The following is a 26,532-nucleotide window of genomic DNA, read 5'->3' as shown; positions in this document are numbered from 1 at the left end:
GCTAGGCAGGGCCGGACCTAGGCTGCGTGCAAGCGCCACCCTTCGCGTTTATCATGGGGCCAGCGGGTGCATCGCATGGCCGATGGAAGATTGGGGTCAGCATCCACGGGGCCGTGGCCCAGATCATGAATATAATCGACCGCAGCGACATATGTGCCCCGCGCCGCGCTATAGCGTTGGCTGCGCTGGCCGGTGGCGCGGAAGCCCAATTTGCGCAGAACAGCGCCCGATGCAGGGTTGTCCACAAAATGCGACGCTTTGATCTGGCGATGGCCTAATGTTTTGGCCAATTCCACCATGTGACGGCCAGCCTCGGTCGCAAAGCCCAGCCCCCAATAGGGACGGGCAATCCAATAGCCAAGTTCTGGTGTGCCATCCGCTTGCGGGTCCAGCGAGATGCAGCCAATCAGCCGCGGCGTGGACGCGGTCCGTTGAACCATCACGAATCGGCTGTCGACGCCTTCGGTCCAGCGTTGCAAAAACATGTCGGCATCCGATGGCTGATAAGGCCAAGGAGCGGTGGCGAGATTGCGGACGATCATCTCGTCAGAAATCACTTGGTGCAAAGCGGCGGCATCTTCGGCCCAACCGGGCCGCAGCAACAATCTTTCGGTACGCGCAAACATAATCATAACTCCCAATGGAAAGTCCCCTTGGCGCCAACAGATGACGCTTTGACGACAATCAAGATGGAGGGAGAGGAAATGCCTTTCTTCGCGCCGGACAACCTGTGGTCAGGAATTTTGACAAGAAAAAAGGGAGACTGGGGGTGACCCGTCTCCCTCTTTCGAACTATTTTTCGCCTGATGCGAAAAGGATAATTCCGGGTCATCCCTTGATAGGACGACCCAAGTGAATCGTCCTTATTCGGCGGCTTCGGCCATCACGTCGACCGACACATATTTGCGGCCGAGTTTACCGTCATGGAAGCGCACGCGGCCATCAGCGACGGCGAACAGCGTGTGGTCCTTGCCAATGCCAACATTGACGCCCGGATATACGCGGGTGCCACGTTGACGCACGATAATGTTACCGCCAATGACTTCTTGGCCACCAAACTTCTTAACGCCAAGGCGACGACCGGCTGAGTCGCGACCGTTACGCGATGAACCGCCTGCTTTTTTATGTGCCATGACTATACTCCTTAAATTTGTTCAGAAGGCCGAGCTGCGTTGCCGCGCTGGGGCCCTCAAACGCGTTTTAGCCAACCGAAACGATGCGCAGCAGCGTCAGCGACTGACGATGGCCGTTGCGGCGACGGTAATTGTGGCGGCGACGCTTTTTGAAAACGATGACCTTTTCGCCGCGCGTTTGAGCGATGATTTCAGCCGAAACGGCGATGCCGCTTGCGTCTTTCACTTCACCGCCGTCACCGGCCAGCAGAATATCGCCAAGCGACACAGTGTCGCCAGCTTCACCGTTGATCTTTTCAACAGCGATCTTGTCTCCAGCGGCGACGCGATACTGTTTGCCGCCCGTGCGCACGATTGCGAACATGGTCTTCCATCCAATCAAAACTAGTTGCCCGCGTTACCAGCCAGCCGCCGAAGCAGTTGATTCTTCCAGCCTACGGGAAAGACCGCGCCACTACCTGCTGGAAGTGATGCTGTCAACCGCATATGCCCGCGATATCAAGCGAACAATCGCTTCATCGCGTGCATTTCCAGCTATGCCGATTCGGGGCTTGTTGCCTTCGATGCCGTCCCATATCAGGAGTCATGATGAAGCGCGCCCCTTTTCTTATCACTTTGTTGGCGGTTTTACCGTTGACAGCCTGTGGCAGCACCCAAAGCGCCGTGGCACCGTCTTTGGCGAAGCGTCCTTATGAAGGGCGATTCGATGTTCCGGTGCAGCCGGTACCAGTCGCGCCGCCCGGTGCGTTGCCTGCGGCATTGGGGGAGCGGTTGGCGCGCTGGGATGCGGCGTTAATCAAGGCGCAGAGCCAATTTTCCGCGCAGCGGGGCGATGCTGTACGCTTGGTTGGTGCAGCCAATGGGGCGGCACAGGCCAGCGAGGCGTGGGTGGTGGCCCAGCAGGCGATTTCGCGCTTGATGGCGGCGCGTGCCCCCTTGACCGACGCGATAGCCGAGCTGGATAAATTATATTTGGAACGCAGCGCTGCTGAAGAATTTGACGGTATGCCCGAAGTTTACGCCCTGCGGGAGCGGATGTTGGAGGCGGATAGCGCCCAGCAAGCGATCCTAGAATCGCTGAATGCGAGTTTGAAATAGCATAGGGGTTCGTTGCGGCCTTATTGTGCGCCTGTAAAAAGATTGCGGTTAGGGCTGGGGGCGGAGCAATAGCGCGGGGCTAGTTTAGTCCATGTTTTTTCAAGGCGTGGCGAATCTGATCATAGCTGAGGCCAAGTGCCTCGGCGGCGATTTTTTGATTGTAGCGGCACCGTGCCATGGCTTCTGCCAGAATATTTTTTTCATAAGCATCGACGATGGCGCGCAAATCAATGCGTCCGTCGGTGGACGGCGGCGGCGCAGCGGGCGGAAGTAGCGGCGTGGTTGCGGTTGACTCGCTGGCGGCGGACGTGGCTGTAGCGGGGCTGATGGTGCCAGATGGCGCGCTATCGAACGGAGGCTTGCTGGTTCGGGGTTGCCATGGGCTGGCAAAGGGGTCGAAGGTGATTTGGTCAATCGGCTGGCGCGCATTGTCCCAACGGTAAACGGCGCGTTCCACGACGTTGCGCAATTCCCGCACATTGCCCGGCCAGTCATAGCCTTCGAATTGGGCCATGACGCGGGGGCTGTATCCGGGCCAGTCGTGCCACCCCAATTCCGCGGCCATGCGTCCGCCAAAATAATTGGCGAGCACCTCTATATCCCCCTCCCGCGCCCGCAGCGGCGGCAGGGTGATCACCTCAAAGGATAAACGGTCCAGCAAATCGGCACGGAATCGATTTTGCTCGACCAAGGCGGGCAAATGTTCGTTAGTGGCCGCGACAATGCGAACATCGACGCGAATGGGGCGGGATGCGCCGACGCGGGTTACTTCGCCATATTCGATGGCGCGCAGCAGCCTTTCTTGCGCCGCTGTGGACAAGGTGGCCAATTCGTCCAGAAATAAGGTGCCGCCGTCCGCTTCTTCAAATCGGCCAGCGCGGCTTTTGGTGGCACCGGTGAAGGCGCCTGCTTCATGGCCAAATAATTCTGCCTCGATCAGGGTTTCGGGCAGGGCGGCGCAGTTCATGATAATATAGGGCTTGTCCCACCGCTGGGACAGGCGGTGCAAGCGTTCGGCAATCAGTTCCTTGCCGGTGCCGCGTTCCCCAATCACCAAAACGGGGCGGTCCAGCACCGACGCCAAGCTGGTGCGGTCCACCATATCTTGGAAGGTGGCAGATTGGCCGATGAACTGCGTTTCATGTTCCATGCCAAATATTGGGAATATTTCCCGTTAAATAGCAACAATTCTTTTTTGCCACGGCGCGTCGCAAGAAAAAAATGCGCGAAAAACCGGGAAATTTTTCATTTGGCACGCCTCCTGCAATGCTGTTGGCAAATGGTCGGGACAGACCATGAAAAGATCAGGAAGGGTAAGACGATGGGTATGATGATAGCTTCGCTGAGCGGTTCGTTGCTGACGGCCTTGGGTGCCATGACCATTTTGGTTGGCGCATTAAGCCCGACTCAATGGGCCAATAGCCAAGTTGATCTACCAGATTTGGGCATCATTCCCGTCACATCCACTTTGACGGCAGGCCATATTATTTGATGGGCTGATGTCGAACCGTCCATGGTGCCGGGGCCCTCTTCCCCCTTGCATGCTTCGGCACCATGGTTTTTCCCTGAACAGGGTTTCTCTTGCTGATGATAGTTATTGGAGCAGATGAATGGGTATTTTTTCCCGGACCCGCGATATTATCGCTGCCAACTTCTCCGATCTGTTGGATCGGTCGGAAGATCCGGCGCGGATGATCCGCCAGATTATTTTTGAAATGAACGAAACCTTGGTCGAAGTGCGCTCTTCGGCGGCACGGGCCATTGCCGATCAAAAGGAAATGCGCCGTCACATCGCCAAATTGGATGCGCTACAGACGGATTGGAAAGAAAAAGCCGAATTGGCTTTGTCCAAGAATCGTGAAGATTTGGCCACCGCAGCCTTGATCGAAAAGCGCAAGGCCAGCGATATGGCGGATCGCCTGCGGACCGAGGTAGCACAGCTTGACGAAGTGTTGGGCGGATATGAAGCCGACATTGCCAAGCTGCAACAAAAGCTGAGCGACGCCCGCAGCCGTCAAAGCCATATTGCCAATCGCATGGAAAGCGCAGAAAATCTGTATCGCATGCGGGAAATGACCAATGGCGACCGTGTCGAAGATGCTTTTTCGCGCTTCGAGGAATTGGAACGCCGTGTTGACGCTGCGCAGGGCCGTGCGGACGCCATGTCGATGGGACGCGGCAAGTCGTTGGAAGAAGAATTGGCGGAATTACAAGCTGCCGAGCGCGTCGCTGATGAATTGGCCGAATTGAAAGCCGCCCAGAATCACAGCCAAACGGGCACCGGCGAATAGAGAAAGTAGGGATAGAGATTATGTCAGAAATTATCATCGTCCCTGTGGTGATGGGCACCTTGTTTCTGGGTCTGCCGTGGCTGATCCTGCATTATCTGACCAAATGGCGTCAGACGCAGACCCTGACGGGCGAAGACGAACGCTTGCTGGATGACCTGTACGAAACAGCCCGCCGTTTGGAAGCCCGCCTGCACACGGTCGAGCGCATCGTCAAAGCAGACAATCCGCATTTCCAGCCATCGGAAGACCATAGCTCGGCCATGCTGGATCAATTTGAACAGCGCATCAACAATCGGAGAAACTGACATGACTGCGCGTCGTACGAAATTTTACCTTGATCGCGCCAATGGCAAGATGAGCGGTGTCTGTGCAGGCATTGCTGATTATAGCGGCGTTGATGTTTTGTGGGTTCGCATTGGTGCGATCTTGCTGACGTTGATGGGCGGTTTTCCGTGGACGGTCATCGCTTATATGATGATCGCATGGATGGGCCAGAACAAGCCGGTGGAACTATATCATTCAGCGGATGAACAGAAATTCTGGCAAGGTGTGCGCAAAAACCCCAGCACCAGCGCCCGCGATATCCGGTCACGCTTTCGCGATATGGACCGCCGCTTGGGCGATATCGAGAATTTCTACACCAGCGATAATCGCCGTCTGGCCGATGAAATTGAGGCGCTGCGCTAAGGGCAACTGGCGCAATATCAGGTCGAACACCGCAGGATGAATGCCGAACGATGGGGGTGGTGAATGGCGCAAGTGATGCTGTTGATGGGCTTGTTATTGGCGGCCTTCCTCATCCAGCGCGCTATTCGGTTCCTATGGTTTTGGCTGCGGCGGACCAGCGCGGATTGGCGACGTCAAACCGTTGATCGACCCGCATTGGCGATTGAACGAAGTATAACGGAAGAACAGCAGAAATTGGCCATGTTGCGCCAGAAAAAGGATGATCTGGAACAACGGATAGCGGTGCTGGAACGATTGATCATCGAGCCGGCCCCATCTGGAAAACAGGCCCCATCTGAAACAGACGGGGGATCATCCGATCAAGCATGATGCTTGGTGCTGGGCCGGCCGTTGATGCGGCAAAGAGGAGAATGGGACATGGACCGCGGTTGGATGATTATTGGCTTTTTCTTCATCGTGGTGGGGTTGCCCGTCATTTTTGGGGCAATCAACGACATGTACAAGCGCCAGACGCGCTTGAAGGAAAAGCAGTTGGAAATGTTGAGCCATGAAACGGCCGAGAAAGCGGCGCAATATGCCGCGCAGATCGAGCGTCTGGAACAGCGTGTGCGGGTCTTGGAACGCATTGCGACCGACAAAGGCAGCGATTTGGCTGCAGAGATTGAAAGCCTGCGCGACCAGCCGCTGAATTAAGCGCCGCTGGCCAAGGCCAATGAAGTGAGGGAGCAATTATATGGCGGACATCATGACAGCAGCGTCGATGCCCTTGGTCATCATTGCTGCGTTGATGGGCGGATTGGCGATATTGAGCCGTGCCGTGTTGGCGGGATGGCGTGACTGGATCAGCCTGAAACGCGACGAACTGGCCGCAGCCCGTGAAGCAGGGCTATGGCACCAAAGCGCAGGTCGTGGGCCTGCGCTGCCTGATAATGGGCCATCGGCGGTTCATGCCGATGATCTGACTACCATGTCAGCGGCCACGCGGATTGACTTGGCGGATATGCGCGAACGGCTGCGCAAATTGGAAGCGATTGCGGCGGGCGTCGATTTATAATTTGGCGGAGGGCGGGCGGCCAAGGCCGCTTGGTCCGCCTCCGCCAAAGCAGGCCTTTGTAGACGTGCCTTACGGCCCGATGCTTGCGAAACAGGGACAAACATGCAAGGGCGCGGATATGCGCAGCCTTGATGATATTTTCGAAGAATATGATTTTCTGGACGGTGACGATCGCTATCGCTTGCTGATCGACTTGGGCCGAGAATTGGAGCCCATGCCCGATGCGCTGAAAACAGACGCCACATTGGTGCGCGGTTGTTCGGCCAGCGTCTGGGTTTATCCTGTATCCCAAGATAATGGCCGATTGCATTTTCTGGCCGACAGCAATGCCGCCATCACCAAGGGCATTGTCGCGCTGGTGCTGGCGGCGGTACAAGACCAGCCAGCCGCCGATGTCGCGGCAATGGATGTGACAGGAGCCTTGGCGCGTTTCGATTTAACCCGCCAATTATCGTCCAATCGCACGCAGGGCGTGCCCAATATGATTGCACTGGTGCAAGACACGGCGCGGCGGTTGATCGCGGAATAATCCCGATCAAAGTCGTGGCAAGATAGGGCGGGCTTTCCCGCCCTTTTTTGTGTCCGCTGGGCCAGCGGAAATCGCGCATGAAAAAGGGCGCGGAAGTTTCCCTCCGCGCCCTTTTTTAATTTTGCGAGTTCGGCTTAGAACTGAACGCTGATCGTGCCGCTGATCGTGCGCGGTGCGCCGATTTGGGCGTTCAGGGCCTTGTCAGCGGTTGGCGCGAGCGAGCTGTTGTAGTTACCAACATAGAGCGCATCGAACAGGTTATAGACGTTCAACTGGAAGAAGGTCTTGTCGTTCAAGCCCAAGAATTCCAGATTGACGCGCGCATCAAGGTTTACCAGCCAATAAGCATTGGTCTTGGCACCATAGGCAACATTACCTGCACCATCCACGAAGGGCATGTTGTTGTCATACAGATAGCGACCACCAGTGCGCTTCGCCGTCACACCCAGATCAACATGACCCAGCAGAGCGCGAGCCGAACCACCGAAGGTGTAAGCAGGCGCGCCGCCTTCACGCTTGCCAGCGGTAAGCTCATAGACATTGTTGCCGTTGCTATCCACGTCGATCAGGACATTGTCCTTGATGTCGGACTTCATGTACGAACCAAAGGCATAGAGGGCCAGTTCTGGGATCGGCTGATAGCTGATGCTGCCATCGATGCCATATTTGTCTACGCGGCCAAGGTTGCGATAGACGTTGCGGTCCAGTTCAGGGTCATAAGCCGAAGCCAGACGATCCTGATAACGGGTGTACCAAACCGAAGCTTGGGCTTGGATCTTGCTCGAACGGTAACGCGCACCCAAGTCGAAGTTATCGGTCATTTCAGGGCGTGGGTTCGCACCAGCGGTGTTATCGGCATAATAGAAGGCATTATACAGATTGTCGGTGCCCGGAACCTGCAGACCCTTCGAATAGTTCGCGAACACAGAAGTATTTTGGTCGATCTTATACACCAAGCCGAGGTTTGGCAGGATGTCGTCATACTTCTTCACGCGCTTTTGCGGACCCTGAACATTCGGGTTGGCTTCAGCATAAGCGTCGTTGCGTTCGGCGTCTTGTGCGAAGCAATCAACAAAGCCCGAAACGCTGGTGGTGAAGCAATAATTGTTCAGATTACGCTTCATGAACGGTGCGCGGATACCGACGTTTGCGACCAATGCGCCGTCCAAAAATTCGCCGCGATATTCACCCGAAACCTGATGCAGGATCGCATAGGACAGGCGGTCACGCTTTTGCAGCACATGGCCGCTGGCGTCGACTTGTGGGTCATTCATAGGGAAGACGTCAAATGGCGTTCCATTGGCTTGCAACAAGCCAACTTCACCGGTCTGGCGGTGGCGGGCGCTGTCCCACGTATAGCCCAAACGCAGGGTGTGATTATCGTTGATGTTCCAACGCAGGTTGGCAATCACCCCGTAACGGTCGGTGCGGGTCTGGCTGGGGGCGAGCATAGAAACTTCGTCCAGCATATCGCCGTCGCCGTTCAGGTCCATGCCAAAGTAAGGACGACCGCCGATGTAGCCGGTCATGCCATCTTTCATGCCTTCCATCGCCGTTACAGTGCCACCGCCATTGGCCTTCACATATTGATAGCTAGGGTCAACGGTCAGCACCAAGCTGTCGTTCAGCGTGAAGCGCGACGAACCACGGATGTTGCCGGTGTTGGAAGGATTGAAGCGACGATCAAATTCGGTTCCACACGACGAGGCTTTGTCCGTTGCGCCGGGAGTCGCTGCGACTTCCGTGCTGCAAGGCCAGTTGATGTCATATTCGCGCTCACCGTTATGCAGCGGGAAACGATCATTCGAACCGGAGCCAACATTGCGGTCGACTTCAACGCCGCCCACAAGGCGCTTCAGGTCGGTGCGCAGGGGAACCGAGCCAAAGAAGTTGTTGCGGTTTTCGTTATAATGACCTGCGATCGACACAAAGTCGCCGTCCGCGCCGATGGGCTGATACAGACGGGCGTTGAACTGCGATTTTTTGACGCGGCCATAATTGTTGAACGGATTGTCGTTCGAGGTGGTCGATGCCGACACAAAGGCACGCGTACCGATGCCGGTGAACACGCCGGTGTCCACAGCGCCAAAGATGCGCATGAAGTTAAATTCGCCAGCCGAACCCGACACATGAACGCCAAATTCTTCGTTGGGCAAACGCGTGCGATAGTTCACGGTCGAACCGGTGGCCGCTGCCGTTGGGCTGTCGACGTCGGTTGAACCCAAGTTGACGTTGACCTGTTCGATCAATTCGGGGTCCATTTGCTGGTTCGAGTAGATCGAATAGCCGCCCGAGTCATTCAGGGGAACACCGTCCATCGTCAAGCTGATGCGGTCCGACGAGAAACCACGGATCGAGAGCTGACCACCAGCCGAGCCATAAGCGTCGTTGTTGGTGAAGGTCACGCCGGGAACAAGGTTGATCGTGTCCAAAATGGTCTGGCCAGGGTTGGCGCGTTCGATCACTTCTTGACCCAAAACCGACTTCGCTTTGGACGTGTCGGGCGATTGGAAGCCAGCAACGCCCTTGTTGGCGGAGCCGGTAACAATGATTTCGTTCTGGAAATCGACCGAGCCGGTCGACTGAGCAAAGGCAGGCGTAGACAGCATTGCGACTGGCAGCAGGGCAGCGCTGGCAGCAAGCGAATGACGGAGTTTCATGACAATCATGTTCCCTTAGGAGGAGGTTTGACGGCCCACGAGCAGAGGTGCCCGCTGATCCATGGTGGTGGCCGTGCTGCCCCTGTATGGCAAGATTGTGACAGGGCAACCCAAGGAAAAAGGTTGTAAATATATAAAAGGAACGGATTTGCGCGATTTATCAGCGCTCAAGGCTGAATTTTACATTTATATGTAATATATATGAAATGTATTTTCCTACTATTGTGTTGCTGCAATGCAACATATTTACCGATGAAACGGTTTCCCAAATAGCATTCGGCCCAGCGCATGGCTGCGCTGGGCCGAATCAAATAAGATCATAATATGCCCGCTCGCCTCGCTGTGTGTCGGCGGAGCGGCGGGGAAGGGGTTAAGCGGCGTCGCCCGCGGCTTCCTTGCCCTTTTCGGCGTGAACGCGAATAGGTTCCTTGCGGCCGTCGATGACATCCTTGTCGACCACAATTTCGACGACATCCGCCAAATCTGGCAGGTCGAACATGGTGTCGAGCAATATGCCCTCGACAATCGAGCGCAGACCGCGCGCACCGGTTTTGCGTTCGATGGCCTTTTTCGCAATGGCGACCAACGCGTCATCGGTGAAGGTCAAGGCGACATCTTCTAGGTCGAACAGTTTCTTATATTGTTTGACCAAGGCGTTTTTCGGTTCACCCAAAATCTGGACCAAGGCGTCGATGTCCAAATCTTCCAACGTCGCGATGACGGGCAGACGGCCGATAAATTCGGGGATCAGGCCGAATTTCAGCAAATCTTCGGGTTCGATTTGCTTTAACACTTCGCCAGTCCTACGCTCGTCCGGCCCCGCAACATGCGCCCCAAAGCCGATGGACTTGCGCTGCATACGATCGCCAATGATCTTGTCGAGACCCGCAAAAGCACCGCCCGCGATGAACAGGATGTTCGTCGTGTCGACTTGCAGAAACTCCTGCTGCGGATGCTTGCGGCCGCCTTGTGGCGGGACGCTGGCTGTCGTGCCTTCCATCAGTTTCAGCAAGGCTTGCTGCACGCCTTCGCCCGATACATCGCGGGTGATGGATGGGTTTTCGGCCTTGCGGCTGATCTTGTCGATTTCGTCGATATAGACAATGCCGCGCTGGGCCTTTTCGACATTATAATCGCTGGCTTGCAACAGCTTGAGAATGATATTTTCGACGTCTTCGCCAACATAACCGGCTTCGGTCAATGTCGTGGCGTCGGCCATGGTGAAGGGCACATCGAGGAAGCGTGCCAGCGTTTGCGCTAGCAATGTTTTGCCGCTGCCGGTTGGGCCGACGAGCAGGATGTTCGATTTCGCCAATTCGACATCATCACCGCGGCCGCTGTTGGCCAAGCGCTTGTAATGATTATGCACCGCCACCGACAAAACGCGCTTCGCTTTGTTTTGGCCGATCACATAATTGTCGAGATGCTGGCAAATTTCCAACGGCGTGGGAACAGCGCCATCCTTGCGAGCCGACACGGCGCCCTTAATTTCTTCGCGGATGATGTCGTTGCACAGTTCAACGCATTCGTCGCAAATGAAAACCGTGGGACCAGCAATCAGCTTGCGAACTTCGTGCTGCGACTTTCCGCAAAAGGAGCAATAAAGAGTGCTCTTGCTGTCCGAGCCGCTCAACTTCGTCATAAAATTTCCTCTGGCAGGCATCAAAGGGACACCGCCTGCCTTCTTCCTAGCCCACGTCCGGCCAATTACAATATGCAATTGCTGGCAGGACGTTCCAATAAACTTGATCTACTGACCGCATGCTCGCCGAATGTGGCGTGAACAAATAGGCATATCAAGTGGTGTCATGGAAATCTGCGCCCACCCGCGACAGGCGGGCGCTGAAAAGTCTGACTGCGGCGCGATTAAGGCGTTGGGCCTTCGCTCACTTCGCTGGGCGCGTCGTCGGCGGGCAGGCCGGGGCGACGGTCGAACACCTGGTCGACAATGCCAAAAGCCTTGGCTTCGTCCGCTTCCAAGAAAGTGTCGCGGTCCATCGCTTTTTCAATTTCTTCCAATGGCTTGCCGGTATATTTTGCATAAAGGTCGTTCATCCGGCGGCGAATGCGCAGGATTTCTTTGGCCTGAATTTCAATATCCGATGCCATGCCGCGCGCACCGCCCGATGGCTGGTGAACCATGATACGAGCGTTGGACAGGGCAACCCGCATGCCGGGTTCGCCAGCGGCCAGCAGGAAGCTGCCCATCGAAGCCGCTTGGCCGATGCACACCGTGCCAACGCGGGGGCGAATATATTGCATGGTGTCATGGATCGCCATACCAGCCGTCACCACGCCGCCGGGCGAGTTGATATACATATAAATGTCTTTTTTCGGATTTTCCGATTCGAGGAACAGCAATTGGGCGACGATCAGCGACGCCATATTGTCTTCAACTTGACCGGTTACAAAGACGATCCGTTCGCGCAGCAAGCGGGAGAAAATGTCGAAGCTGCGTTCGCCCCGACTGGTCTGTTCAACGACCACAGGCACCAATGCGCTCAGCGGATCCATCATCAGTCTTATGTCCTCATATCATGGGATGCCGCATCGGTAATCGACCGGCTAGCTCCTCTTTCTCCCTACATCGGCGCGGTTGGAAAGCGTTTCAAGGGGAAAAGAAACGGGAATCGCGCTATTCTTGTTTTGAACCGCACAGCGGGTGCTTTTGATCTTGGGCCGCGCGGTTTAACGCGCGAGCCCGAATCAACACTGCCCGCCGAACAGGTCCGGCGGGCAGTGTGCAATATGTTGCATCCGCTGAGCAGACGCGCGGGATTAGTCGCCTTGGCCTGGCTCAGCAGAGAAGAATTTCTCAAACTTGCCCTCGACACCCTTCATTTCGTCGGCGTCTTCGGGCGCGTCGCGCTTGACGGTGATATTGGGCCATTCCGCGCTATAGGTGGTGTTCACTTCCAGCCATTTTTCCAAGCCGCTTTCGGTGTCAGGCAAAATGGCTTCGGCAGGGCATTCGGGTTCGCATACGCCGCAGTCGATACATTCATTGGGGTTGATGACGAGCATATTCTCGCCCTCATAGAAACAGTCGACGGGGCATACTTCGACACAGTCCATATATTTGCACCGGATGCAGGCGTCGGTGACAACATAGGTCATAGGATTACGGCTCCACAAAAATATCGGCCCCGTGGCCATCAACATTCATTCGGGACGCCTCTATTCCGCACGGAGGCAACCCGTCAACGCTTGTTGCCTGCTCGGAGGCACTTTCATCGGGAATTCACTGTAAACTGCCGCCGATTTGCCGGATAGTTTTTGTTTACATGGCTATTTCCGGCGCCGTTACAGCCTAGGCTGTACGAAATCTGGGGAATTTGTCGGCGCTGGGGCTGGCGAATCAAGCCGCTCATAACAGCTTTGTGCCTCTGGGGCGGGGCCGCGCCGTGTTGGGATGGATAATAATCTTATGACCCAAATGCCGCTTTCCAGCGGAAGGACCAAATGTTGTCCGGCTTGGACCATGGTGGAAGAACGGCTGATGCGCCGTCCTTCCAATCGAATATGGCCATGTTCGACAAGGGCCTGAGCCAAAGCGCGGGACCGGACAAAGCGCAAATACCACAGCAATTTGTCGATACGAATCGGCTGCGATGCTTCGGGCTCTGCCCCTTTTGCTTTGGTCACGCGGCAGGCTCGGTCATCCGTCGTTGCGTCCCTTTTCCATCAGAGCGGCGAGACCGGCAAAGGGGCTGTTGGGTGAAGGGCCACGGTCGGGACGATCTTGTGAGCGTCCAGTGCGGTTTTGATCACGATTTTGGTCGCGATTTTGTGGGCGACCTTTGCGGTCGTCATAATGACGCGGTGCGCGGTCGCCCCGATCCTGACGATCGCCACGATCGCTGCGGGGGCTGCGTTGGCCTTGTTCACCATCGCGATTCGCGCCGCGTCCCTTGCGGAACCGATCCTGATTTTCGCCGTCTTGACCCGCTTGGCCGCGCGGACCACGGTTTTGGCCGCCAAAACGGCGGTTGCCACGGTCGCGGCGCTGATCCTTGCGCTTCAGGCCAATCCAGCGCCAGCGGTCCAGCTCGGGTTCACCAGCGGAACGGAAGCCAAGGCTTTGCAACAAAGCACGGCGGGCTTCGTCATCCAGACCCAACGAGGTTGCCAGCGCATTGTCGATGGTAAAGCCGGGAAGCGGTTCGTCGGACGCGGCGGTTTCGCTGCTGCCTTCGCTATTTTCTGTGGCTACTGTTGCAGCAGCCGCTTCGGCGGGTTCAGCGGCCTCTGTCGTTTCTGCCGATTCGGACCCTTCTGCCACATCGCCGTTCGCTGCTGGGGCTTCTGCCTCAACAGCGGCTTCCGTCACTTCGTTCGCTTCGGCGGTTTCGGTGGCTTCGACAACGGTTTCTTCGGCTGCGTCAGTGGCAGGAGCGGTTTCGGCGGGCGCGGCCTCTACGGCTGCATCTGCGGCTTCTGCAGTGTCTGTTTCAGCGGCCACTTCTGCCTGTGCCGTGCTGCCGTCCTGTGCCTCTGCGGGGGCGGCAGCGGGCGTGGGGGCTTGGGCTTGCAAACGGGCGGCATGCGCCTGACGGGCCAGCTTTTCGGCCATATCAATGCGCAGCCATGCCGACGCGCCGCGGCGGAAACCAGCGATGGCGAGGCCTTCTTCATCGCCTTCCTTTTGCAGCACCGCGCCATGGGGTGGCAGGGCAGGGACGGGCGCATCCTTTTGCGCGGCCAGCAAAGCAGCGCGCCAACGCACGGCTTCTGGTTTCAGCAGCAGGCCGTGGAAAATATCCAAAGAGCCAATGGTCAGACCCAATTTGCGCAGCATCGGCCGTTCTTCGGCGCTGATCGCAGCCAAAGCATTTTCGACAGATTGACGGCTGGCGGCACCGGCACCATCCAGCACAACCGCCAACAAGGCGCGAATCTGAGCTGGGGTGTCTTCGGCGCTGGCGGCGGTCGCCATGGCGACCAGCGGGGCTGCGTGGCGGGCGATTTCGTCCGTCACAAATTGTTGCAGGCGCGCAGAAATCGCGTCCACTTGTGCGGCATCCAGCGCGCGCAGCGACGCATCCAACTGAATGACAGGCTGAACAAGGGACGTGCCCTTGGACAAGGTCGCCACGACATGATCTTCCCAGATCAAACGCGGCGCTTCGCCTGCATCACTCGCCAGAGACAATGTGCCTTCGGTTCCTTGGGCCAGCGCCTCAGCGCGGTTATTTAATTCTGTACGCAAATGTTTTTCCGCCGCAGCTAATAATAAACGATGGTCGCTTGCACGGGCAATCGGATCAACCTTAAATTGAAAGCCGCGCAAAGTCCCAATGGCTTCTCCATCCACCGCTACCGTGCCGTCATCTGCGATGGCGACAGGCAGTGATGTATTTTTTTGTCCAGCATCGCGTAGCAACAGCGCAAGGCGTCGGTCAACAAAACGCTGTGACAATGCTGTATGTAGCGCATCTGATAGGCGCGATTCCAGCATTTGTGTTTGCATCGTCCATCCGGTGGCATCGGCAAGCCAATCCCCGCGCTGGGCAATGAAGCATAATGTGCGCACAGCCGCGATACGGCTGGCGATTTGATCAATGTCGCCTTCGGTCTTGTCGAGGCGGGCCAGACGGCGCGCAAACCAGTCGGGGTCGATCATGCCGTCCCCACTGATGCGCCATTGCCACAGTTTCAGCACCGTGCGGCTGTGATGTTCGCTGCCCAATTGTTCGAAATCGGGCAGGCCGCAAACATCCCACAAACGGGCGATATGATCTTCGTTGGTGGCTTTTGCCTGAACGTCGGGGTCGCCGACCAGATGTTTTAATACTTTCAGGTCCACCGCTTCGGGGGCGGGGCGCAGACTGGCATGGGCTGGCGGGCGGGTCAGGTCCAGAATCAGGCGATCAAGCGAGGCCATGCTGGGCAAGGGGTCGCGCCAAAAAATGCTGGACATGGGCGGGAAGTGATGCCCTTCGATGGCGTGTACTTCTTCGGGGGTGAAGCCGCCCTGCGGCATCCCAATGGTGCCAAATGTGCCATCGCGTTGGTGGCGGCCCGCACGACCTGCAATTTGTGCCATTTCCGCGATGGTCAGGCGGCGGACATGGCGGCCATCAAATTTCTGAAGCGACGCAAAGGCAACATGCTGAACATTCAGATTCAGCCCCATACCTATGGCGTCTGTGGCGACCAGATAGTCGACCTCGCCCCGTTCAAACATCGCGACTTGGGCGTTGCGGGTTTTGGGGGACAAGGCCCCCATCACCACCGCCGCGCCGCCTGAAAAACGGCGCAGCATTTCGGCGATGGCATAGACTTCTTCGGCCGAAAAAGCGACAATGGCCGATCGTTTTGGCAGGCGGGATAATTTGCAACTGCCTGCATAGCTGAGGGTGGAAAAGCGCGGGCGGCTGGTGATGTCGGCATCGGGGAATATGGCGCGCACCACATTGCCCATTGCGGCAGACCCCAGCACCATGGTTTCGTTGCGGCCCCGTGCGCGCAGCAAACGGTCGGTGAAGACATGGCCGCGCTCGGGGTCGCCGCCCAATTGCACTTCGTCAATGGCGACAAAGGCGACATCCCGTTCAACCGGCAGGGCCTCCATCGTGCCCAAAATATAGCGGGCGCTGGGCGGCAGGATACGTTCTTCGCCGGTCATCAAGCCGACCTGTTCCGGTCCCTTGATTTTGACCACACGTTCATAAATCTCGCGCGCCAACAAGCGCAGCGGAAAGCCGATCATCCCGCTGGCATGGGCGCATAAACGCTCGACGGCCAAATGGGTTTTGCCCGTATTGGTTGGGCCAAGCACCGCTTTGATGGGGGGAGAGGACGCTTTCGCCATGGTCTTTCTAAAAATCCGGATCAACGGTCCGGTATGCTGCTGCACTAAGGCGATCGGCGCGCCACCGCAAGGGCGCGGCTATGGATGGTGCAATTGGGGGGCGTAAAATCGGTGACATCATGCCAAAATTCGCTGCATTATATCGCGCCATGGCAACAACTGGCCGCAGAAGCTGGGCGCGTGACCAGGCGTTAAATTGACTTTAACCGGCTTTATTTACAGACAAAGCCACGGCGAGGACCGATTTTTTGTTACGGTTTTCGTCTGGGCGCGGCAAATGATGTTGCGGGGCGCGCCATGCGGGGAAGTCATTCGTGTTTCAAAGTCAGGACCAAGTGACAGGCTCGGCGGGGGTGGTGTCGGGCAATACAGCCGCCCTTGCGATGTCGCAGGCCCTGTCGTCATCATTGTCACCGGCCCATGTCTTTGGTCCCCAGCAACCCACCCAGCACATTATAGCGCCCGCTAGCGGTAAGGTGCATTCGCGCTGGCGCAGCAAATGGGTTGCGATGGAGTGGGCCCCTGACTTGGCCGACCAAATCGGCAGCCCCATTTGGTGGCGCGGTCTGGCGACGCTGACCTTGCTGTGCGGCGCGGCGATTGCAACCTATCCCGGTATCAAGCCCTTGCCGGAACGCGGTGGGACGGTGTGGGACGCCGCCGATTTTAACGAAAGTCGGGCGCAAACGATCATGCCGCTGGCGTTTGGCGGCGATACGGGGCGTCATATGGGCGCGACCGATGCGGTACGACCTTTGGCGGAAACGCCCGAACGACCGCAAATTGAACTGACCGCCAATTTGGGACGCGGCGACAGTTTTCAGCGCGTGTTGGAACGATCAGGCGTGTCCCGCGCACAGGCGCAGGCGATTGGCCAGCAAATATCCGCCAAAGTGCCGCTGGCTGATATTCCGGCTGGCACACAGGTGCATTTGATTCTGGGCCGCCGCACGGAGCGGACACAGCCCCGACCCGTCGATTCTTTGTCTATGCGCGCGCGTTTTGACATGCGCATTGAAATGGAACGCGCGGGCGGTGAATTGATCATGCGGGCCATTCCCATTGCCGTCGACAATACGCCGCTGCGCATTCGCGGGCGCGTGGGGGCGGGCCTGTATCAATCAGCCCGCGCGGCCGGTGCCCCGCCAGACGCGATCCAAAGCTATTTACGCGTCATCGGCAGCCAGATTTCGGTGAGCCGTGATATGCGCGCCAGCGACGAATTTGATATCATCGTGGAATATCGCCGCGCCGCGACGGGCGAAAGCGAGGTCGGCAAGCTGCTCTATGCGGGCCTGATTCGCGGAGGTAAGCCGCGCTTGTCGATGCTGCAATGGAATAAAGACGGTCGCGCTCAATGGTTTGAGGCATCGGGAGTCGGACAAAAACGCGGCGGCATGGCGCGTCCCACAGCGGGCCGTGTCACGTCTAACTATGGTATGCGGCGTCACCCGATTTTGGGCTATCAACGGATGCACGCGGGCACCGATTATGGCGGCGGATATGGCGCACCGATTTTCGCGGTCAGCGACGGCGTGGTTAATATGGCGGGCCGCAATGGCGGATATGGCAATTTTGTGCGCCTGAACCACGGCGGCGGTGTCGGCACAGGATATGGTCATATGAGCCGGATCGCCGTGCGGAATGGCCAGCGAGTGAAGCAAGGGCAAGTGATCGGCTATATTGGCTCGACCGGTCTGTCCACCGGACCACATTTGCATTTTGAACTGTATCGCGGTGGCCGCGCGGTGAACCCCAGTGGGGCCAATTTTGTCCAGCGCGCGCAATTGGAAGGGCGTGAATTGTCGGCCTTTCGTTCGCGCATATCGGCTTTGACGGCGGTGGCACCGGGGGCGGCGCTGCGGCCCTTGGGTCAGATGGAACAAAATGCGCCAACTTTGGGGTCATTGGCCGATGTCGCGGCCAAGCGCGCAGCCGAACCCGCGCCATAGGGTCCTGACCCCAAGCCCGACTGAAGCGCGATTTATTGATCTTTCGTTGGTCGCTGATTGCCATTATCGATTGGCCCACACGCCCAGCGGGTCTATGCAACGCGCATGAGCAGTGCATCTTTTCCGGCGCTTCGTTTGCGCCGCAGCCGCCGAACCGCATGGAGCCGCGCCATGGTGCGCGAAAATCATGTCACACCGGCCAATTTGATCTGGCCTCTGTTTGTCTGTGATGGACAGCAGCAGCAAGAAGCGATTTCCAGCCTGCCGGGCGTATCGCGCTGGTCGGTGGATTTGATCGTGGAACGCGCCCGCGAAGCGGTGGCAGAGGGTATCCCTTGTCTGGCGCTCTTCCCCTATACGCAAAGTGAACGCCGCAGCATGATGGCCGAAGAGGCGCTCAATGCCGACAATCTGATGTGCCGCGCCACGATGGCGATCAAAGACGCGTTGGGCGATGATATCGGTTTGCTGACCGATGTGGCGCTGGACCCTTATACCAGCCATGGGCAAGACGGCATCATCGACGATAGTGGCTATGTGCTGAATGATGAAACCGTCGAGCAACTGGTGGGGCAGGCGCTGAATCAAGCGCGGGCGGGCGCGGATATTATTGCGCCTAGCGACATGATGGATGGCCGCATCGGTGCAATCCGCGATGTGTTGGAAGACGAAGGTTTCAGCCATGTTCAAATCATGAGCTATGCCGTCAAATATGCGTCGGCCTTTTATGGTCCGTTCCGCGATGCTGTTGGGTCGCGCGGCCTGCTGAAGGGTGACAAGAAAAGCTATCAGATGGACCCTGCCAACGCCGAAGAGGCTTTGCGCGAAGTGGAGCAAGATTTGCTGGAAGGCGCGGACAGCGTGATGGTCAAGCCGGGCTTGCCTTATTTGGATATGGTCCGCGCGGTCAAAGACGCTTTCGCTGTGCCGACCTATGCCTATCAGGTGTCCGGCGAATATGCGATGATCGAGGCTGCGGTGGCGGCCGGTGCGGGCGACCGTGATGCGTTGGTGCTGGAAACCTTGCTGGCGTTCCGGCGGGCGGGGGCGTCGGGCGTGCTGACCTATCACGCGCTGCACGCGGCGCGATTGTTAAACCAATAACCGCTTGGGGCAGGGGCGCATGATGGGCACAGCACGGCGGTGGATTTTCGTCGCCACCATTTTGGTCGGCAGCTTTTTGCTGTTTTTGGTGCAGCCCATGGTGGCCCGTATGGTGTTGCCTAAGCTGGGCGGTGCGCCCGCTGTGTGGAACAGCGCGATGCTGGTCTATCAGGCCTTGCTGCTCGGCGGCTATGCCTATGCGCATTGGCTGGGCCGCTTTTCCCTGAAACGCCAAGCCTTGGTGCATGGCGGTTTGTTGCTGGTCGCGGCGGCGTGGCTGCCCATTGGCATCGCCTCCATCGGCGCGCCCGCGTCGGGGCAAGAGGCGTTGTGGGTGCCATTATTGCTGCTGGCATCCATCGGTCCGGTGTTTTTTGCGGTGTCCGCGCAGGCCCCACTGATGCAGCGTTGGTTCGCCGCCGACAGCGCGGCAGGAGACCCATATTATCTTTATGCCGCATCCAATTTGGGTAGTTTTGCGGGGCTGATTTCTTACCCTTTGTTGGTCGAACCCAATTTTCTGTTGGCGCAGCAGGCGTGGGGATGGACCTTCGGCTATGGTCTGTTGTTCTTGCTGGTGGCTGGTGCCGCCGCCGCGCGCTGGCATAGCCAAAATGGGCCAGCCAGTCTTGGAACCAATGATGCGGCCCAGCCTGCGCCCAGCCTGCGCCGCAAATTGCATTGGCTGGCCATCGCGGCGGTTCCATCGGGGTTGATGCTGTCGACCACCACCCATTTGACGACCGATATTGTCGCCATGCCGCTGCTGTGGGTGCTGCCGCTGGGTTTATATCTGCTCAGCTATGTTTTTGCTTTTACCGAAAATAGCGTCATAAAATCGGTGCTGACCACGGTTGCTCCCGCCGCTTTGTTGCTGATTGGCGGCTTGTCGATGATCAACAGCGGCGGGTCGATGACGGTGGCCTTGGCCAGCCTTGCTTTGCTGTTCATCCTATCGGTGTCGCTGCACGGCTATCTCTATCATCTACGCCCCGCGCCCCAGCATTTGACGCTTTTCTATCTGATCATGTCGGCGGGCGGTGTGCTGGGTGGTTTATTTGCCGCCTTGGTGGCGCCCATTTTGTTCGACTGGGTTTATGAACATCCGATTTTGATGGTGGCGGCGGCGCTGTTGCTGCCCTTGCCCGTGCTGATTCCTTGGCAGCAGATGCTGGGTGTCTCGGCGCGCAATGCCGGACGTGTCGTGACGGTGCTGTTGGGCTGTGTGGCCGCCATGGCTTTTCATGTCGCGGGCGAATGGAATGGCGTGTTCGAAGGGGATATTGGCCTGTTTGTTGGGTTGATGTTCCTGATTGGTGTGCTGTGCATTGGCTGGCGCTGGGTCTATGTGCTGGTGCTGCTGGCGTTGATGTTGGCGATGGGCGGGGTCAGCAATATCGGTCAAAGCCTGAGCGGTGACCGCGTGCGCAGCTATTTCGGCGTCTATAGCGTGACCGACGACGTTGCCGCCGACCAACGTCGCTTGGCCCATGGCACGACCTTGCATGGTTTGCAGCGCATGGGTGCGGCGGAACGGTTGGAGCCGACCACCTATTATGGCCGCACATCGGGCGTTGGCTTGGTCTTGCAACAGGCATCGCCCACCGCGTCCATTGCTATTGTTGGTTTGGGGGCAGGGACATTGGCGTGTTATCGCCAGCCCAGCCAAACTTGGACATTTTTTGAAATTGATCCGGTGATGATGCAAATTGCCCGTGATCCCGCTCGCTTTACCTTTCTGTCTGACTGTGCGCCCGATGCCCCTGTGGTGTTGGGCGACGCGCGGTTGATGCTGGAACAAGTGCCCGCCAAGACATTTGATATTTTGGTCATCGACGCCTTTTCATCGGACGCGATACCGCTGCATTTATTGACCAAAGAAGCGATTGATATTTACGCCCGCGCGCTCAAGGATGATGGGCTGTTGCTGCTGCATATTTCCAACCGCTTTTTTGATCTGGAACCCGTGTTGGCGGCTGATGCCGCAGCGCGGGGCTGGCCCGTGGCTATGCGGGTGGATGAACCGGATGACGACGCAGGATATTTGACGGGGTCAAGCTGGGTTGCCATGGCACCATCGGCCAATCGATTGGCGATGCTGACCTATGATGACCCAACGGGAACGCCGTGGCAGGGACTGGAAAAAACACCAGCTTTCCGGCGCTGGACAGATGATTATGCGTCTACTTTGCCGATATTGATGTGGCAGAATATTTTGGGGACTAAGCCATGACCTATAAAGATGTGACCCTTGTCAGCGTGAACGGCAAAAGCCCGCGCATTCACCCCAGCGCCTTTATCGCGCCCGGTTGTCGGATCATTGGCGATGTGGTGATCGGCGAGGATGTCAGCATTTGGTATAATTGCGTGCTGCGCGCGGATGTCAGCCAAATCATTGTCGGGGCTCGCAGCAATATTCAGGACGGCAGCGTGATTCACTGTGACGGCCCCATGCCATCACGCCCCCAAGGATATCCGACCATTATCGGTGAAGATGTGCTGATTGGGCATATGGCGATGGTGCATGGCTGTGAATTGGCGGACCGCGCCTTTGTTGGGTTGAAAGCCACGGTGATGAACGGCTGTACTATTGGCAGCGACGCCATGTTGGCGGCGGGGGCTTTGCTGACAGAAAATAAACATATCCCCAGCCGCGAATTATGGGCCGGATCGCCTGCACGCCGTGTACGCGACATTGACGATGCACAGGCTGCGGGAATGCAGGTTGGTGTCGCCCATTATGTGCTGAATGGCCGGATGCACAAAGCGGCTATCGACGGTTAAGGGCCGCACTACCCGCCCGAAATGGCTGGGTGGTTTAGGGGGCATGAAAAAGCGCGGGCGGATATCCCCCCGCGCCTTTTTTTGATCAGGAAAAGCTAACCATCGCATAGAGCATGGGAATGGACAGCAAGGTGTTGGTGCGCGAAAAGATCATCGCGGTGCGCGCCGATTTGGCTTTCGTGGCGTCATCTGCTTGGACCAAGCCCAGCGCCTTTTTCTGGTTCGGCCAAATGACGAACCACACGTTAAAGGCCATGATCAGACCCAGCCACATACCAACGCCGATCAAGGCAAAGGGCGCTTCCAGCGCCAAAGCGGGGGCCAGATACCGGCTGTGACCAGCAATCGCCAGACCCAGCACCACCGTAATCAGCGCCGCCCAGCGGAACCAGAAGAGCGCGGCAGGGGCGATATGTTTTGACACGCCGGGTTTCAATTCGGCCGGAATCTTTGGCATGGTCGGGATTTGCACAAAATTGAAATAATAGAGCAAACCGATCCACAAAATGCCGAAAAATGTGTGCAGCCAGCGCATGACGGCGACAGCGGCGGTTCCGCCATCTTCGAAATTTTGGCCATTCAGGCGCAGCATCAAAATGATCGACAGCACCACGCCCGCCAACAGAACGGCGTGTAAATTCTCGAAAAATTTACCCATTATCTTTCCCCTCCTCACCAGCTTTTATGCCAGCCTCTTATGCGAAAGGCGCGCCTGTTGGGGCGCGCCTTATGCTTATGTCAGTGATGGGGGAGCGGCTCAACCTTGCTTGTTGGCTGCGTCTTCCTCGCCGGCTACGGCCAGTCCATATTTAATCATAACCGGCAATTGGCTGAGGGTGAAAAGGAACGACACTGCCGTAAAGCCCCATACTTTTGCCGTCAGCCATGTATCAAAGGACAGGCTGCCTTGCTGGATCATCATATACATGATGTGGTTGGCGATGCCCAATAGCGCAAAGAACAACCCCCAATTGCGGGACAGGACCAACCAGCCTTTATCCGTGATGCCGTCTAGGGCGGATTGCAGCAGGACTTTCAGCAAAGCACGGCCCGTCAGCCAGCCGCCCAGCAGCAGTAGCGCAAAGGCGGCATAGATAATCGTCGGTTTCATCACGATGAATTTTTCGTCGTGAAAATAAACGGTCAGCGCGCCAAAGCCCAACACCAAAATGCTGGACAGCCACAGCATCGGGCTGATTTTGCCCAATTTCCATTTTGACACGATCAGCGCGGCGACAATCGCCACCATGAACGCGCCGGTTGCCTTAATCGCGCCGGTGGTGGCGGCCAAAGCGCCGTCGCCATCGCTGGTGAATTTAAACACCAGAAAGAAAATCAGCAGCGGGCCGAAATCCAATATGAAATTCAAGGCACCATGCTTGGCCTTGGGCGGTGCGGGGATGGGTTCGGGACCAGTGGGCAAAATTTCGGGTTGGTGGGTCATCGAATATTCCCTGCAATAATCGCGGCAATTTCGTCAGCATCAAAGGGACGAAGATCGCCGATGGTTTCCCCAATGCCAATGGCGTGAATGGGCAGGCCGTGACGTTCGGCCGCGGCCACCAGCACACCGCCGCGCGCGGTGCCGTCCAGCTTGGTCATCACAAGGCCGGTCACGCCCGCCACTTCGCGAAACGCGTCCAGTTGCGACAGGGCATTTTGGCCCGTGGTCGCGTCCAGAACCAACACCACATCATGCGGGCTGGCGACATTCAGGCGGCCCAACACGCGTTTGATTTTGGCCAGTTCGTCCATCAACTCGCGCTTATTTTGCAAGCGGCCTGCGGTGTCGACGATCAACACGTCAATGCCCGTCGCGGTGGCTTGCTTGACCGCGTCATAGACAATGCCTGCGGCGTCGCCGCCTTCGGGACCAGACACAATCGGCACGTCCAAACGATCGGCCCATATCTTCAACTGACCAATGGCGGCGGCGCGGAAGGTATCGCCCGCCACCAGCATCACGCCATAATCCTGTTCTTGGAACAGATTCGCCAGCTTGGCGATGGTCGTGGTTTTGCCGGACCCGTTGACGCCAATCACCAAAATCACATGGGGACGGGGAAAGGCATCAATTTCCAAGGGTTCGGCGACAGGGCGCAGCACGACGGCGATTTCATCGGCCACGATGCGGCGCAATTCCTCCACACTATCGCCCACAGCATCGCGGCGTTCCGACAGGCGGTCGCGGATACGCGCGGCCATAGCGGGGCCAAGGTCGGCGGTGATCAGGGCTTCTTCAATCCGGTCCAGATCATCATCATCCAGCCGACCTTTGCCGGTCAGGCCCGACAAATTTTCCCCCAGCCGTTCCGAGGTCCGGCGAAAACCGCTCAGCAGTTTGTCGCTCCAGCTCGTCCCGCTCATGCAGCTATCCTTTCAGCGATCATTCTATCTCCATCCCGCGTCCGCAAATGCACGGCTTGGATGGTTCCTGCCGGAGCAGGGGTCGTTAGGGTCAATGCCGCGAAATTGGCGGCATGGCCAGTCATCCCGTCGCGTTCCACCAGCATCGAGGCGGACTGGCCGATTTGGGCGTCCATCCACGCATGGCGGCGGCGTTCATTGGCGGCGCGCATCATGGCGGCGCGTTCCTTGGCCAAGGCGCGGCCCACTTGCGGCATGCGCGCAGCGGGCGTGCCAGCGCGGGGGCTGTAGGGGAAAATATGGCCAAAGATGATGTCGCAATCGTCGATCAGGGCCAGACTATTGGCGAACATCGCGTCATCTTCGGTCGGGAAGCCTGCGATCAGGTCTGCACCAATGGCGATTTCGGGGCGGGCCTGTTTCAGGCGCGCCACCAGATCGACGGCTTCAGCGCGATTGTGACGGCGCTTCATGCGTTTCAAGATCATGTCGTCACCAGCCTGCAACGACAGATGCACATGGGGCATGATGCGGGTTTCTTGGGTGATCAGCGCAAACAAAGCGTCGTCAATACGGTCGGGGTCCAGCGATGACAGGCGCAGACGGTGCAGCCCATCAAGGGCGAGCAAATTTTCGACCAATGACGCAAGGCTCGATTGGCTATCATCGCCAAAGCTGGCGAGATCGACGCCGGTTAAGATGATTTCCTTTTGCCCGCGCTTCAGCGCCGTGCGGGCGGCGGCGATGACCGACGCTCCGGTCGCGCTATTGGCACTGCCGCGTGCCAATACGGTCGCGCAAAAGGTGCAGCTGTGCGAGCAGCCCGTCTGCACGCCCAAAAAAGCCCGCGCATGATCGGCGCCCGATAAGGCTGGCTGATAGGGGGCGGCAATCTTATGGGCCGCATGACCGCCATTATAAGAGGCGATATCACCCTTGGCGTCATTCTTGACCACCACCGCGCCCATGGCGGCGAATTTATCGGCTTCCAATTCTGCGGCGCAGCCCGTCACAAACACAGGCCGTTCAGGATTTTCGCGCAGTGCGCGGCGCACCGCTTGGCGGGTTTGGCGCACGGCCTCATCCGTCACGGCGCAGCTGTTAAAGATGACAGCATCGCTCACGCCAGCTTCGCCAGCGGCGATGCGAATATTTTCCCCCTCTGCAATATTCAGGCGGCAGCCGAAATTTCGGACATCGACCGCGCTGGCAGGCGGCTGGGTCATCCGAAATGCGCCCAATCGGTTTCACCCTCGAACACGCGGGTCGCGGGGCCGGTCATGATGATCGGCGAGCCGTGGGCCCATTCAATGGTCAGATCGCCGCCGGGCAGAGATATGGTGACCGGCGATTGTACCAGTCCCGCGCGAATGCCCGCAACCGCTGTGGCACAGGCCCCCGTGCCGCAAGCTTGCGTCAAGCCAACGCCGCGTTCCCACACGCGCAGTTTTAAATGATTATCCCCAACAAGGCTGGCGACATTCACATTGATTTTTTGCGGGAACACGCTGTCCGTTTCAATGCGCGGGCCAAGGTCATGCAGCGGCACGGCGTCACTATCGGGTACAAAAAATATGACATGCGGATTGCCAACATTGACCACCGCACCATGTTCCAATTCATCCCAAGCCAAGGGCAAGTCGCGGCTGTCCATCGGATAGGCAAGGGGGATTTGGTCCCAGTCAAAGCGTGGTTCGACCAGCACGACTTTCGCGCCGCCATCGGCGGGCGTGACATTTAGCATACCGCCCAATGTTTCGATGGTGGCGGGCACGCCCAACAGGCTGGCAACACAGCGTGTGGCGTTGCCGCAGGCTTCTACCTCGCTGCCATCGCTGTTGAAAATGCGCATTTTGATATCGGCAGCGACGCTGTGTTCCAGCAACACCAATTGGTCACAACCAATGCCCCGCTGACGATCGGCAATGGCGGCCGCGCGGGCTGCCGTCATGTCGACGGGCGTTTCTCGGGCGTCAATGACAACGAAATCATTGCCAAGACCGTGCATTTTGGTGAAGCGATGGGCCATATCAGCGCATTTAGGGATGCACGCGCCCTA

28 protein-coding genes are annotated in these 26,532 nt (G+C 57.7%); 13 read left to right on the top strand and 15 right to left on the bottom strand.

The features are described 5' to 3' along the window. Positions 1-17 precede the first annotated feature (17 nt). From LKO31_RS10660 to rplU, 3 genes are all read right to left on the bottom strand, one after another. Entirely contained in the window at positions 18-626 is a 609-nt protein-coding gene (locus LKO31_RS10660; RefSeq protein ID WP_227690507.1) for a GNAT family N-acetyltransferase, read from the bottom strand. A 237-nt stretch (positions 627-863) separates the two neighbouring features. Next, the gene (gene rpmA, locus LKO31_RS10655; RefSeq protein ID WP_227690506.1) at positions 864-1,133 is read right to left on the bottom strand and encodes a 50S ribosomal protein L27; all 270 of its coding nucleotides are present in this window, start codon (positions 1,131-1,133) and stop codon (positions 864-866) included. Positions 1,134-1,200: 67 nt separating this feature from the next. After that, positions 1,201-1,497, bottom strand: coding sequence for a 50S ribosomal protein L21 (gene rplU, locus LKO31_RS10650; protein WP_227690505.1), 297 nt, complete (start codon positions 1,495-1,497; stop codon positions 1,201-1,203). A gap of 221 nt (positions 1,498-1,718) precedes the next feature. Here rplU and LKO31_RS10645 point away from each other — a divergent pair, with 221 nt between their 5' ends. Beyond that, positions 1,719-2,231 (top strand): hypothetical protein, encoded by a 513-nt coding sequence (locus LKO31_RS10645; RefSeq protein WP_227690504.1) that lies wholly within the window; start codon positions 1,719-1,721, stop codon positions 2,229-2,231. 79 nt (positions 2,232-2,310) lie between these two features. Here LKO31_RS10645 and pspF read toward each other — a convergent pair whose 3' ends face one another. Further along, positions 2,311-3,381 (bottom strand): phage shock protein operon transcriptional activator, encoded by a 1,071-nt coding sequence (gene pspF, locus LKO31_RS10640; RefSeq protein ID WP_227690503.1) that lies wholly within the window; start codon positions 3,379-3,381, stop codon positions 2,311-2,313. Between the two features lie 171 nt (positions 3,382-3,552). On the opposite strand from pspF, the gene LKO31_RS10635 reads away from it, so the two are divergent. From LKO31_RS10635 to LKO31_RS10600, 8 genes are all read left to right on the top strand, one after another. After that, positions 3,553-3,723 (top strand): hypothetical protein, encoded by a 171-nt coding sequence (locus LKO31_RS10635; protein ID WP_227690502.1) that lies wholly within the window; start codon positions 3,553-3,555, stop codon positions 3,721-3,723. Between the two features lie 118 nt (positions 3,724-3,841). Further along, a complete protein-coding gene (gene pspA / locus LKO31_RS10630) occupies positions 3,842-4,522 on the top strand; it encodes a phage shock protein PspA (protein ID WP_227690501.1) in 681 nt (226 codons plus the stop codon). 20 nt (positions 4,523-4,542) lie between these two features. Continuing rightward, positions 4,543-4,827: an envelope stress response membrane protein PspB gene (gene pspB, locus LKO31_RS10625; RefSeq protein WP_227690500.1), complete on the top strand. Its 285-nt coding sequence runs from the start codon at positions 4,543-4,545 to the stop codon at positions 4,825-4,827. 1 nt (position 4,828) lies between these two features. Further along, positions 4,829-5,209, top strand: a complete 381-nt coding sequence (gene pspC, locus LKO31_RS10620) for an envelope stress response membrane protein PspC (protein WP_227690499.1) — start codon at positions 4,829-4,831, stop codon at positions 5,207-5,209. A gap of 63 nt (positions 5,210-5,272) precedes the next feature. Continuing rightward, complete coding sequence (locus LKO31_RS10615) at positions 5,273-5,578, top strand: hypothetical protein (protein ID WP_227690498.1); 306 nt, start codon at positions 5,273-5,275, stop codon at positions 5,576-5,578. A 48-nt stretch (positions 5,579-5,626) separates the two neighbouring features. Further along, entirely contained in the window at positions 5,627-5,902 is a 276-nt protein-coding gene (locus LKO31_RS10610) for a hypothetical protein (protein WP_227690497.1), read from the top strand. Positions 5,903-5,942: 40 nt separating this feature from the next. After that, positions 5,943-6,263 carry a hypothetical protein gene (locus LKO31_RS10605; RefSeq protein WP_227690496.1) on the top strand — a complete coding sequence of 107 codons (321 nt, stop codon included), beginning with the start codon at positions 5,943-5,945 and terminating at the stop codon, positions 6,261-6,263. 118 nt (positions 6,264-6,381) lie between these two features. Beyond that, a complete protein-coding gene (locus LKO31_RS10600) occupies positions 6,382-6,792 on the top strand; it encodes a SufE family protein (protein WP_227690495.1) in 411 nt (136 codons plus the stop codon). Positions 6,793-6,926: 134 nt separating this feature from the next. Here the strand turns inward: LKO31_RS10600 and LKO31_RS10595 are convergent, their stop codons facing one another. The 6 genes from LKO31_RS10595 to LKO31_RS10570 all read right to left on the bottom strand — a co-directional run bounded on the left by LKO31_RS10595 (position 6,927) and on the right by LKO31_RS10570 (position 16,266). After that, a complete protein-coding gene (locus LKO31_RS10595; protein WP_227690494.1) occupies positions 6,927-9,452 on the bottom strand; it encodes a TonB-dependent receptor in 2,526 nt (841 codons plus the stop codon). 370 nt (positions 9,453-9,822) lie between these two features. Then, positions 9,823-11,094 (bottom strand): ATP-dependent Clp protease ATP-binding subunit ClpX, encoded by a 1,272-nt coding sequence (gene clpX / locus LKO31_RS10590; protein WP_227690493.1) that lies wholly within the window; start codon positions 11,092-11,094, stop codon positions 9,823-9,825. Between the two features lie 224 nt (positions 11,095-11,318). Further along, positions 11,319-11,969, bottom strand: a complete 651-nt coding sequence (gene clpP / locus LKO31_RS10585) for an ATP-dependent Clp endopeptidase proteolytic subunit ClpP (protein WP_320443493.1) — start codon at positions 11,967-11,969, stop codon at positions 11,319-11,321. Between the two features lie 261 nt (positions 11,970-12,230). After that, a complete protein-coding gene (fdxA, locus tag LKO31_RS10580) occupies positions 12,231-12,569 on the bottom strand; it encodes a ferredoxin FdxA (RefSeq protein ID WP_227690492.1) in 339 nt (112 codons plus the stop codon). A 186-nt stretch (positions 12,570-12,755) separates the two neighbouring features. Beyond that, positions 12,756-13,097, bottom strand: coding sequence for an RNA-binding S4 domain-containing protein (locus LKO31_RS10575; protein WP_227690491.1), 342 nt, complete (start codon positions 13,095-13,097; stop codon positions 12,756-12,758). A 13-nt stretch (positions 13,098-13,110) separates the two neighbouring features. Next, on the bottom strand, positions 13,111-16,266 hold the full coding sequence (locus tag LKO31_RS10570) for a helicase-related protein (protein ID WP_227690490.1): 3,156 nt from the start codon (positions 16,264-16,266) through the stop codon (positions 13,111-13,113). Between the two features lie 314 nt (positions 16,267-16,580). Here LKO31_RS10570 and LKO31_RS15100 point away from each other — a divergent pair, with 314 nt between their 5' ends. The 4 genes from LKO31_RS15100 to LKO31_RS10550 all read left to right on the top strand — a co-directional run bounded on the left by LKO31_RS15100 (position 16,581) and on the right by LKO31_RS10550 (position 22,106). Continuing rightward, positions 16,581-18,218, top strand: a complete 1,638-nt coding sequence (locus tag LKO31_RS15100) for a M23 family metallopeptidase (RefSeq protein WP_320443492.1) — start codon at positions 16,581-16,583, stop codon at positions 18,216-18,218. Positions 18,219-18,323: 105 nt separating this feature from the next. Continuing rightward, positions 18,324-19,322 (top strand): porphobilinogen synthase, encoded by a 999-nt coding sequence (hemB, locus tag LKO31_RS10560; protein ID WP_227690489.1) that lies wholly within the window; start codon positions 18,324-18,326, stop codon positions 19,320-19,322. Between the two features lie 19 nt (positions 19,323-19,341). Beyond that, complete coding sequence (locus tag LKO31_RS10555; RefSeq protein ID WP_227690488.1) at positions 19,342-21,555, top strand: spermidine synthase; 2,214 nt, start codon at positions 19,342-19,344, stop codon at positions 21,553-21,555. Then, the gene (locus LKO31_RS10550) at positions 21,552-22,106 is read left to right on the top strand and encodes a gamma carbonic anhydrase family protein (protein ID WP_227690487.1); all 555 of its coding nucleotides are present in this window, start codon (positions 21,552-21,554) and stop codon (positions 22,104-22,106) included. The genes LKO31_RS10555 and LKO31_RS10550 overlap by 4 nt, the downstream gene beginning before the upstream one ends. An 85-nt stretch (positions 22,107-22,191) precedes the next feature. Here the strand turns inward: LKO31_RS10550 and LKO31_RS10545 are convergent, their stop codons facing one another. From LKO31_RS10545 to dapF, 5 genes are all read right to left on the bottom strand, one after another. Then, positions 22,192-22,764, bottom strand: a complete 573-nt coding sequence (locus tag LKO31_RS10545; RefSeq protein WP_227690486.1) for a urate hydroxylase PuuD — start codon at positions 22,762-22,764, stop codon at positions 22,192-22,194. 99 nt (positions 22,765-22,863) lie between these two features. Continuing rightward, positions 22,864-23,550 (bottom strand): inner membrane-spanning protein YciB, encoded by a 687-nt coding sequence (locus tag LKO31_RS10540; RefSeq protein ID WP_227690485.1) that lies wholly within the window; start codon positions 23,548-23,550, stop codon positions 22,864-22,866. Then, on the bottom strand, positions 23,547-24,473 hold the full coding sequence (gene ftsY, locus LKO31_RS10535) for a signal recognition particle-docking protein FtsY (RefSeq protein ID WP_227690484.1): 927 nt from the start codon (positions 24,471-24,473) through the stop codon (positions 23,547-23,549). The genes LKO31_RS10540 and ftsY overlap by 4 nt, the downstream gene beginning before the upstream one ends. Beyond that, on the bottom strand, positions 24,470-25,699 hold the full coding sequence (locus LKO31_RS10530) for a MiaB/RimO family radical SAM methylthiotransferase (RefSeq protein WP_227690483.1): 1,230 nt from the start codon (positions 25,697-25,699) through the stop codon (positions 24,470-24,472). The genes ftsY and LKO31_RS10530 overlap by 4 nt, the downstream gene beginning before the upstream one ends. Continuing rightward, positions 25,696-26,502 carry a diaminopimelate epimerase gene (gene dapF, locus LKO31_RS10525; protein ID WP_227690482.1) on the bottom strand — a complete coding sequence of 269 codons (807 nt, stop codon included), beginning with the start codon at positions 26,500-26,502 and terminating at the stop codon, positions 25,696-25,698. Before dapF ends, LKO31_RS10530 begins: the two co-directional genes overlap by 4 nt. Positions 26,503-26,532 lie beyond the last annotated feature (30 nt).

It is taken from the genome of Sphingopyxis yananensis, assembly GCF_020687785.1.
In the GTDB taxonomy this organism is placed as follows: Bacteria; Pseudomonadota; Alphaproteobacteria; order Sphingomonadales; family Sphingomonadaceae; genus Sphingopyxis; species Sphingopyxis yananensis.
The sequence above is the reverse complement of the archived record's forward strand: the minus strand, read 5'-3'. Positions and strand labels throughout refer to the sequence as shown.

What these genes read in the sequence shown, in the direction of transcription:
- LKO31_RS10660 (WP_227690507.1), bottom strand. Translation starts at nt 626, where the DNA reads ATGTTTGCGCGTACCGAAAGATTGTTGCTGCGGCCCGGTTGGGCCGAA.
- rpmA (WP_227690506.1), bottom strand. Translation starts at nt 1,133, where the DNA reads ATGGCACATAAAAAAGCAGGCGGTTCATCGCGTAACGGTCGCGACTCA.
- rplU (WP_227690505.1), bottom strand. Translation starts at nt 1,497, where the DNA reads ATGTTCGCAATCGTGCGCACGGGCGGCAAACAGTATCGCGTCGCCGCT.
- LKO31_RS10645 (WP_227690504.1), top strand. Translation starts at nt 1,719, where the DNA reads ATGATGAAGCGCGCCCCTTTTCTTATCACTTTGTTGGCGGTTTTACCG.
- pspF (WP_227690503.1), bottom strand. Translation starts at nt 3,381, where the DNA reads ATGGAACATGAAACGCAGTTCATCGGCCAATCTGCCACCTTCCAAGAT.
- LKO31_RS10635 (WP_227690502.1), top strand. Translation starts at nt 3,553, where the DNA reads ATGGGTATGATGATAGCTTCGCTGAGCGGTTCGTTGCTGACGGCCTTG.
- pspA (WP_227690501.1), top strand. Translation starts at nt 3,842, where the DNA reads ATGGGTATTTTTTCCCGGACCCGCGATATTATCGCTGCCAACTTCTCC.
- pspB (WP_227690500.1), top strand. Translation starts at nt 4,543, where the DNA reads ATGTCAGAAATTATCATCGTCCCTGTGGTGATGGGCACCTTGTTTCTG.
- pspC (WP_227690499.1), top strand. Translation starts at nt 4,829, where the DNA reads ATGACTGCGCGTCGTACGAAATTTTACCTTGATCGCGCCAATGGCAAG.
- LKO31_RS10615 (WP_227690498.1), top strand. Translation starts at nt 5,273, where the DNA reads ATGGCGCAAGTGATGCTGTTGATGGGCTTGTTATTGGCGGCCTTCCTC.
- LKO31_RS10610 (WP_227690497.1), top strand. Translation starts at nt 5,627, where the DNA reads ATGGACCGCGGTTGGATGATTATTGGCTTTTTCTTCATCGTGGTGGGG.
- LKO31_RS10605 (WP_227690496.1), top strand. Translation starts at nt 5,943, where the DNA reads ATGGCGGACATCATGACAGCAGCGTCGATGCCCTTGGTCATCATTGCT.
- LKO31_RS10600 (WP_227690495.1), top strand. Translation starts at nt 6,382, where the DNA reads ATGCGCAGCCTTGATGATATTTTCGAAGAATATGATTTTCTGGACGGT.
- LKO31_RS10595 (WP_227690494.1), bottom strand. Translation starts at nt 9,452, where the DNA reads ATGAAACTCCGTCATTCGCTTGCTGCCAGCGCTGCCCTGCTGCCAGTC.
- clpX (WP_227690493.1), bottom strand. Translation starts at nt 11,094, where the DNA reads ATGACGAAGTTGAGCGGCTCGGACAGCAAGAGCACTCTTTATTGCTCC.
- clpP (WP_320443493.1), bottom strand. Translation starts at nt 11,969, where the DNA reads ATGATGGATCCGCTGAGCGCATTGGTGCCTGTGGTCGTTGAACAGACC.
- fdxA (WP_227690492.1), bottom strand. Translation starts at nt 12,569, where the DNA reads ATGACCTATGTTGTCACCGACGCCTGCATCCGGTGCAAATATATGGAC.
- LKO31_RS10570 (WP_227690490.1), bottom strand. Translation starts at nt 16,266, where the DNA reads ATGGCGAAAGCGTCCTCTCCCCCCATCAAAGCGGTGCTTGGCCCAACC.
- hemB (WP_227690489.1), top strand. Translation starts at nt 18,324, where the DNA reads ATGAGCAGTGCATCTTTTCCGGCGCTTCGTTTGCGCCGCAGCCGCCGA.
- LKO31_RS10555 (WP_227690488.1), top strand. Translation starts at nt 19,342, where the DNA reads ATGATGGGCACAGCACGGCGGTGGATTTTCGTCGCCACCATTTTGGTC.
- LKO31_RS10550 (WP_227690487.1), top strand. Translation starts at nt 21,552, where the DNA reads ATGACCTATAAAGATGTGACCCTTGTCAGCGTGAACGGCAAAAGCCCG.
- LKO31_RS10545 (WP_227690486.1), bottom strand. Translation starts at nt 22,764, where the DNA reads ATGGGTAAATTTTTCGAGAATTTACACGCCGTTCTGTTGGCGGGCGTG.
- LKO31_RS10540 (WP_227690485.1), bottom strand. Translation starts at nt 23,550, where the DNA reads ATGACCCACCAACCCGAAATTTTGCCCACTGGTCCCGAACCCATCCCC.
- ftsY (WP_227690484.1), bottom strand. Translation starts at nt 24,473, where the DNA reads ATGAGCGGGACGAGCTGGAGCGACAAACTGCTGAGCGGTTTTCGCCGG.
- LKO31_RS10530 (WP_227690483.1), bottom strand. Translation starts at nt 25,699, where the DNA reads ATGACCCAGCCGCCTGCCAGCGCGGTCGATGTCCGAAATTTCGGCTGC.
- dapF (WP_227690482.1), bottom strand. Translation starts at nt 26,502, where the DNA reads ATGGCCCATCGCTTCACCAAAATGCACGGTCTTGGCAATGATTTCGTT.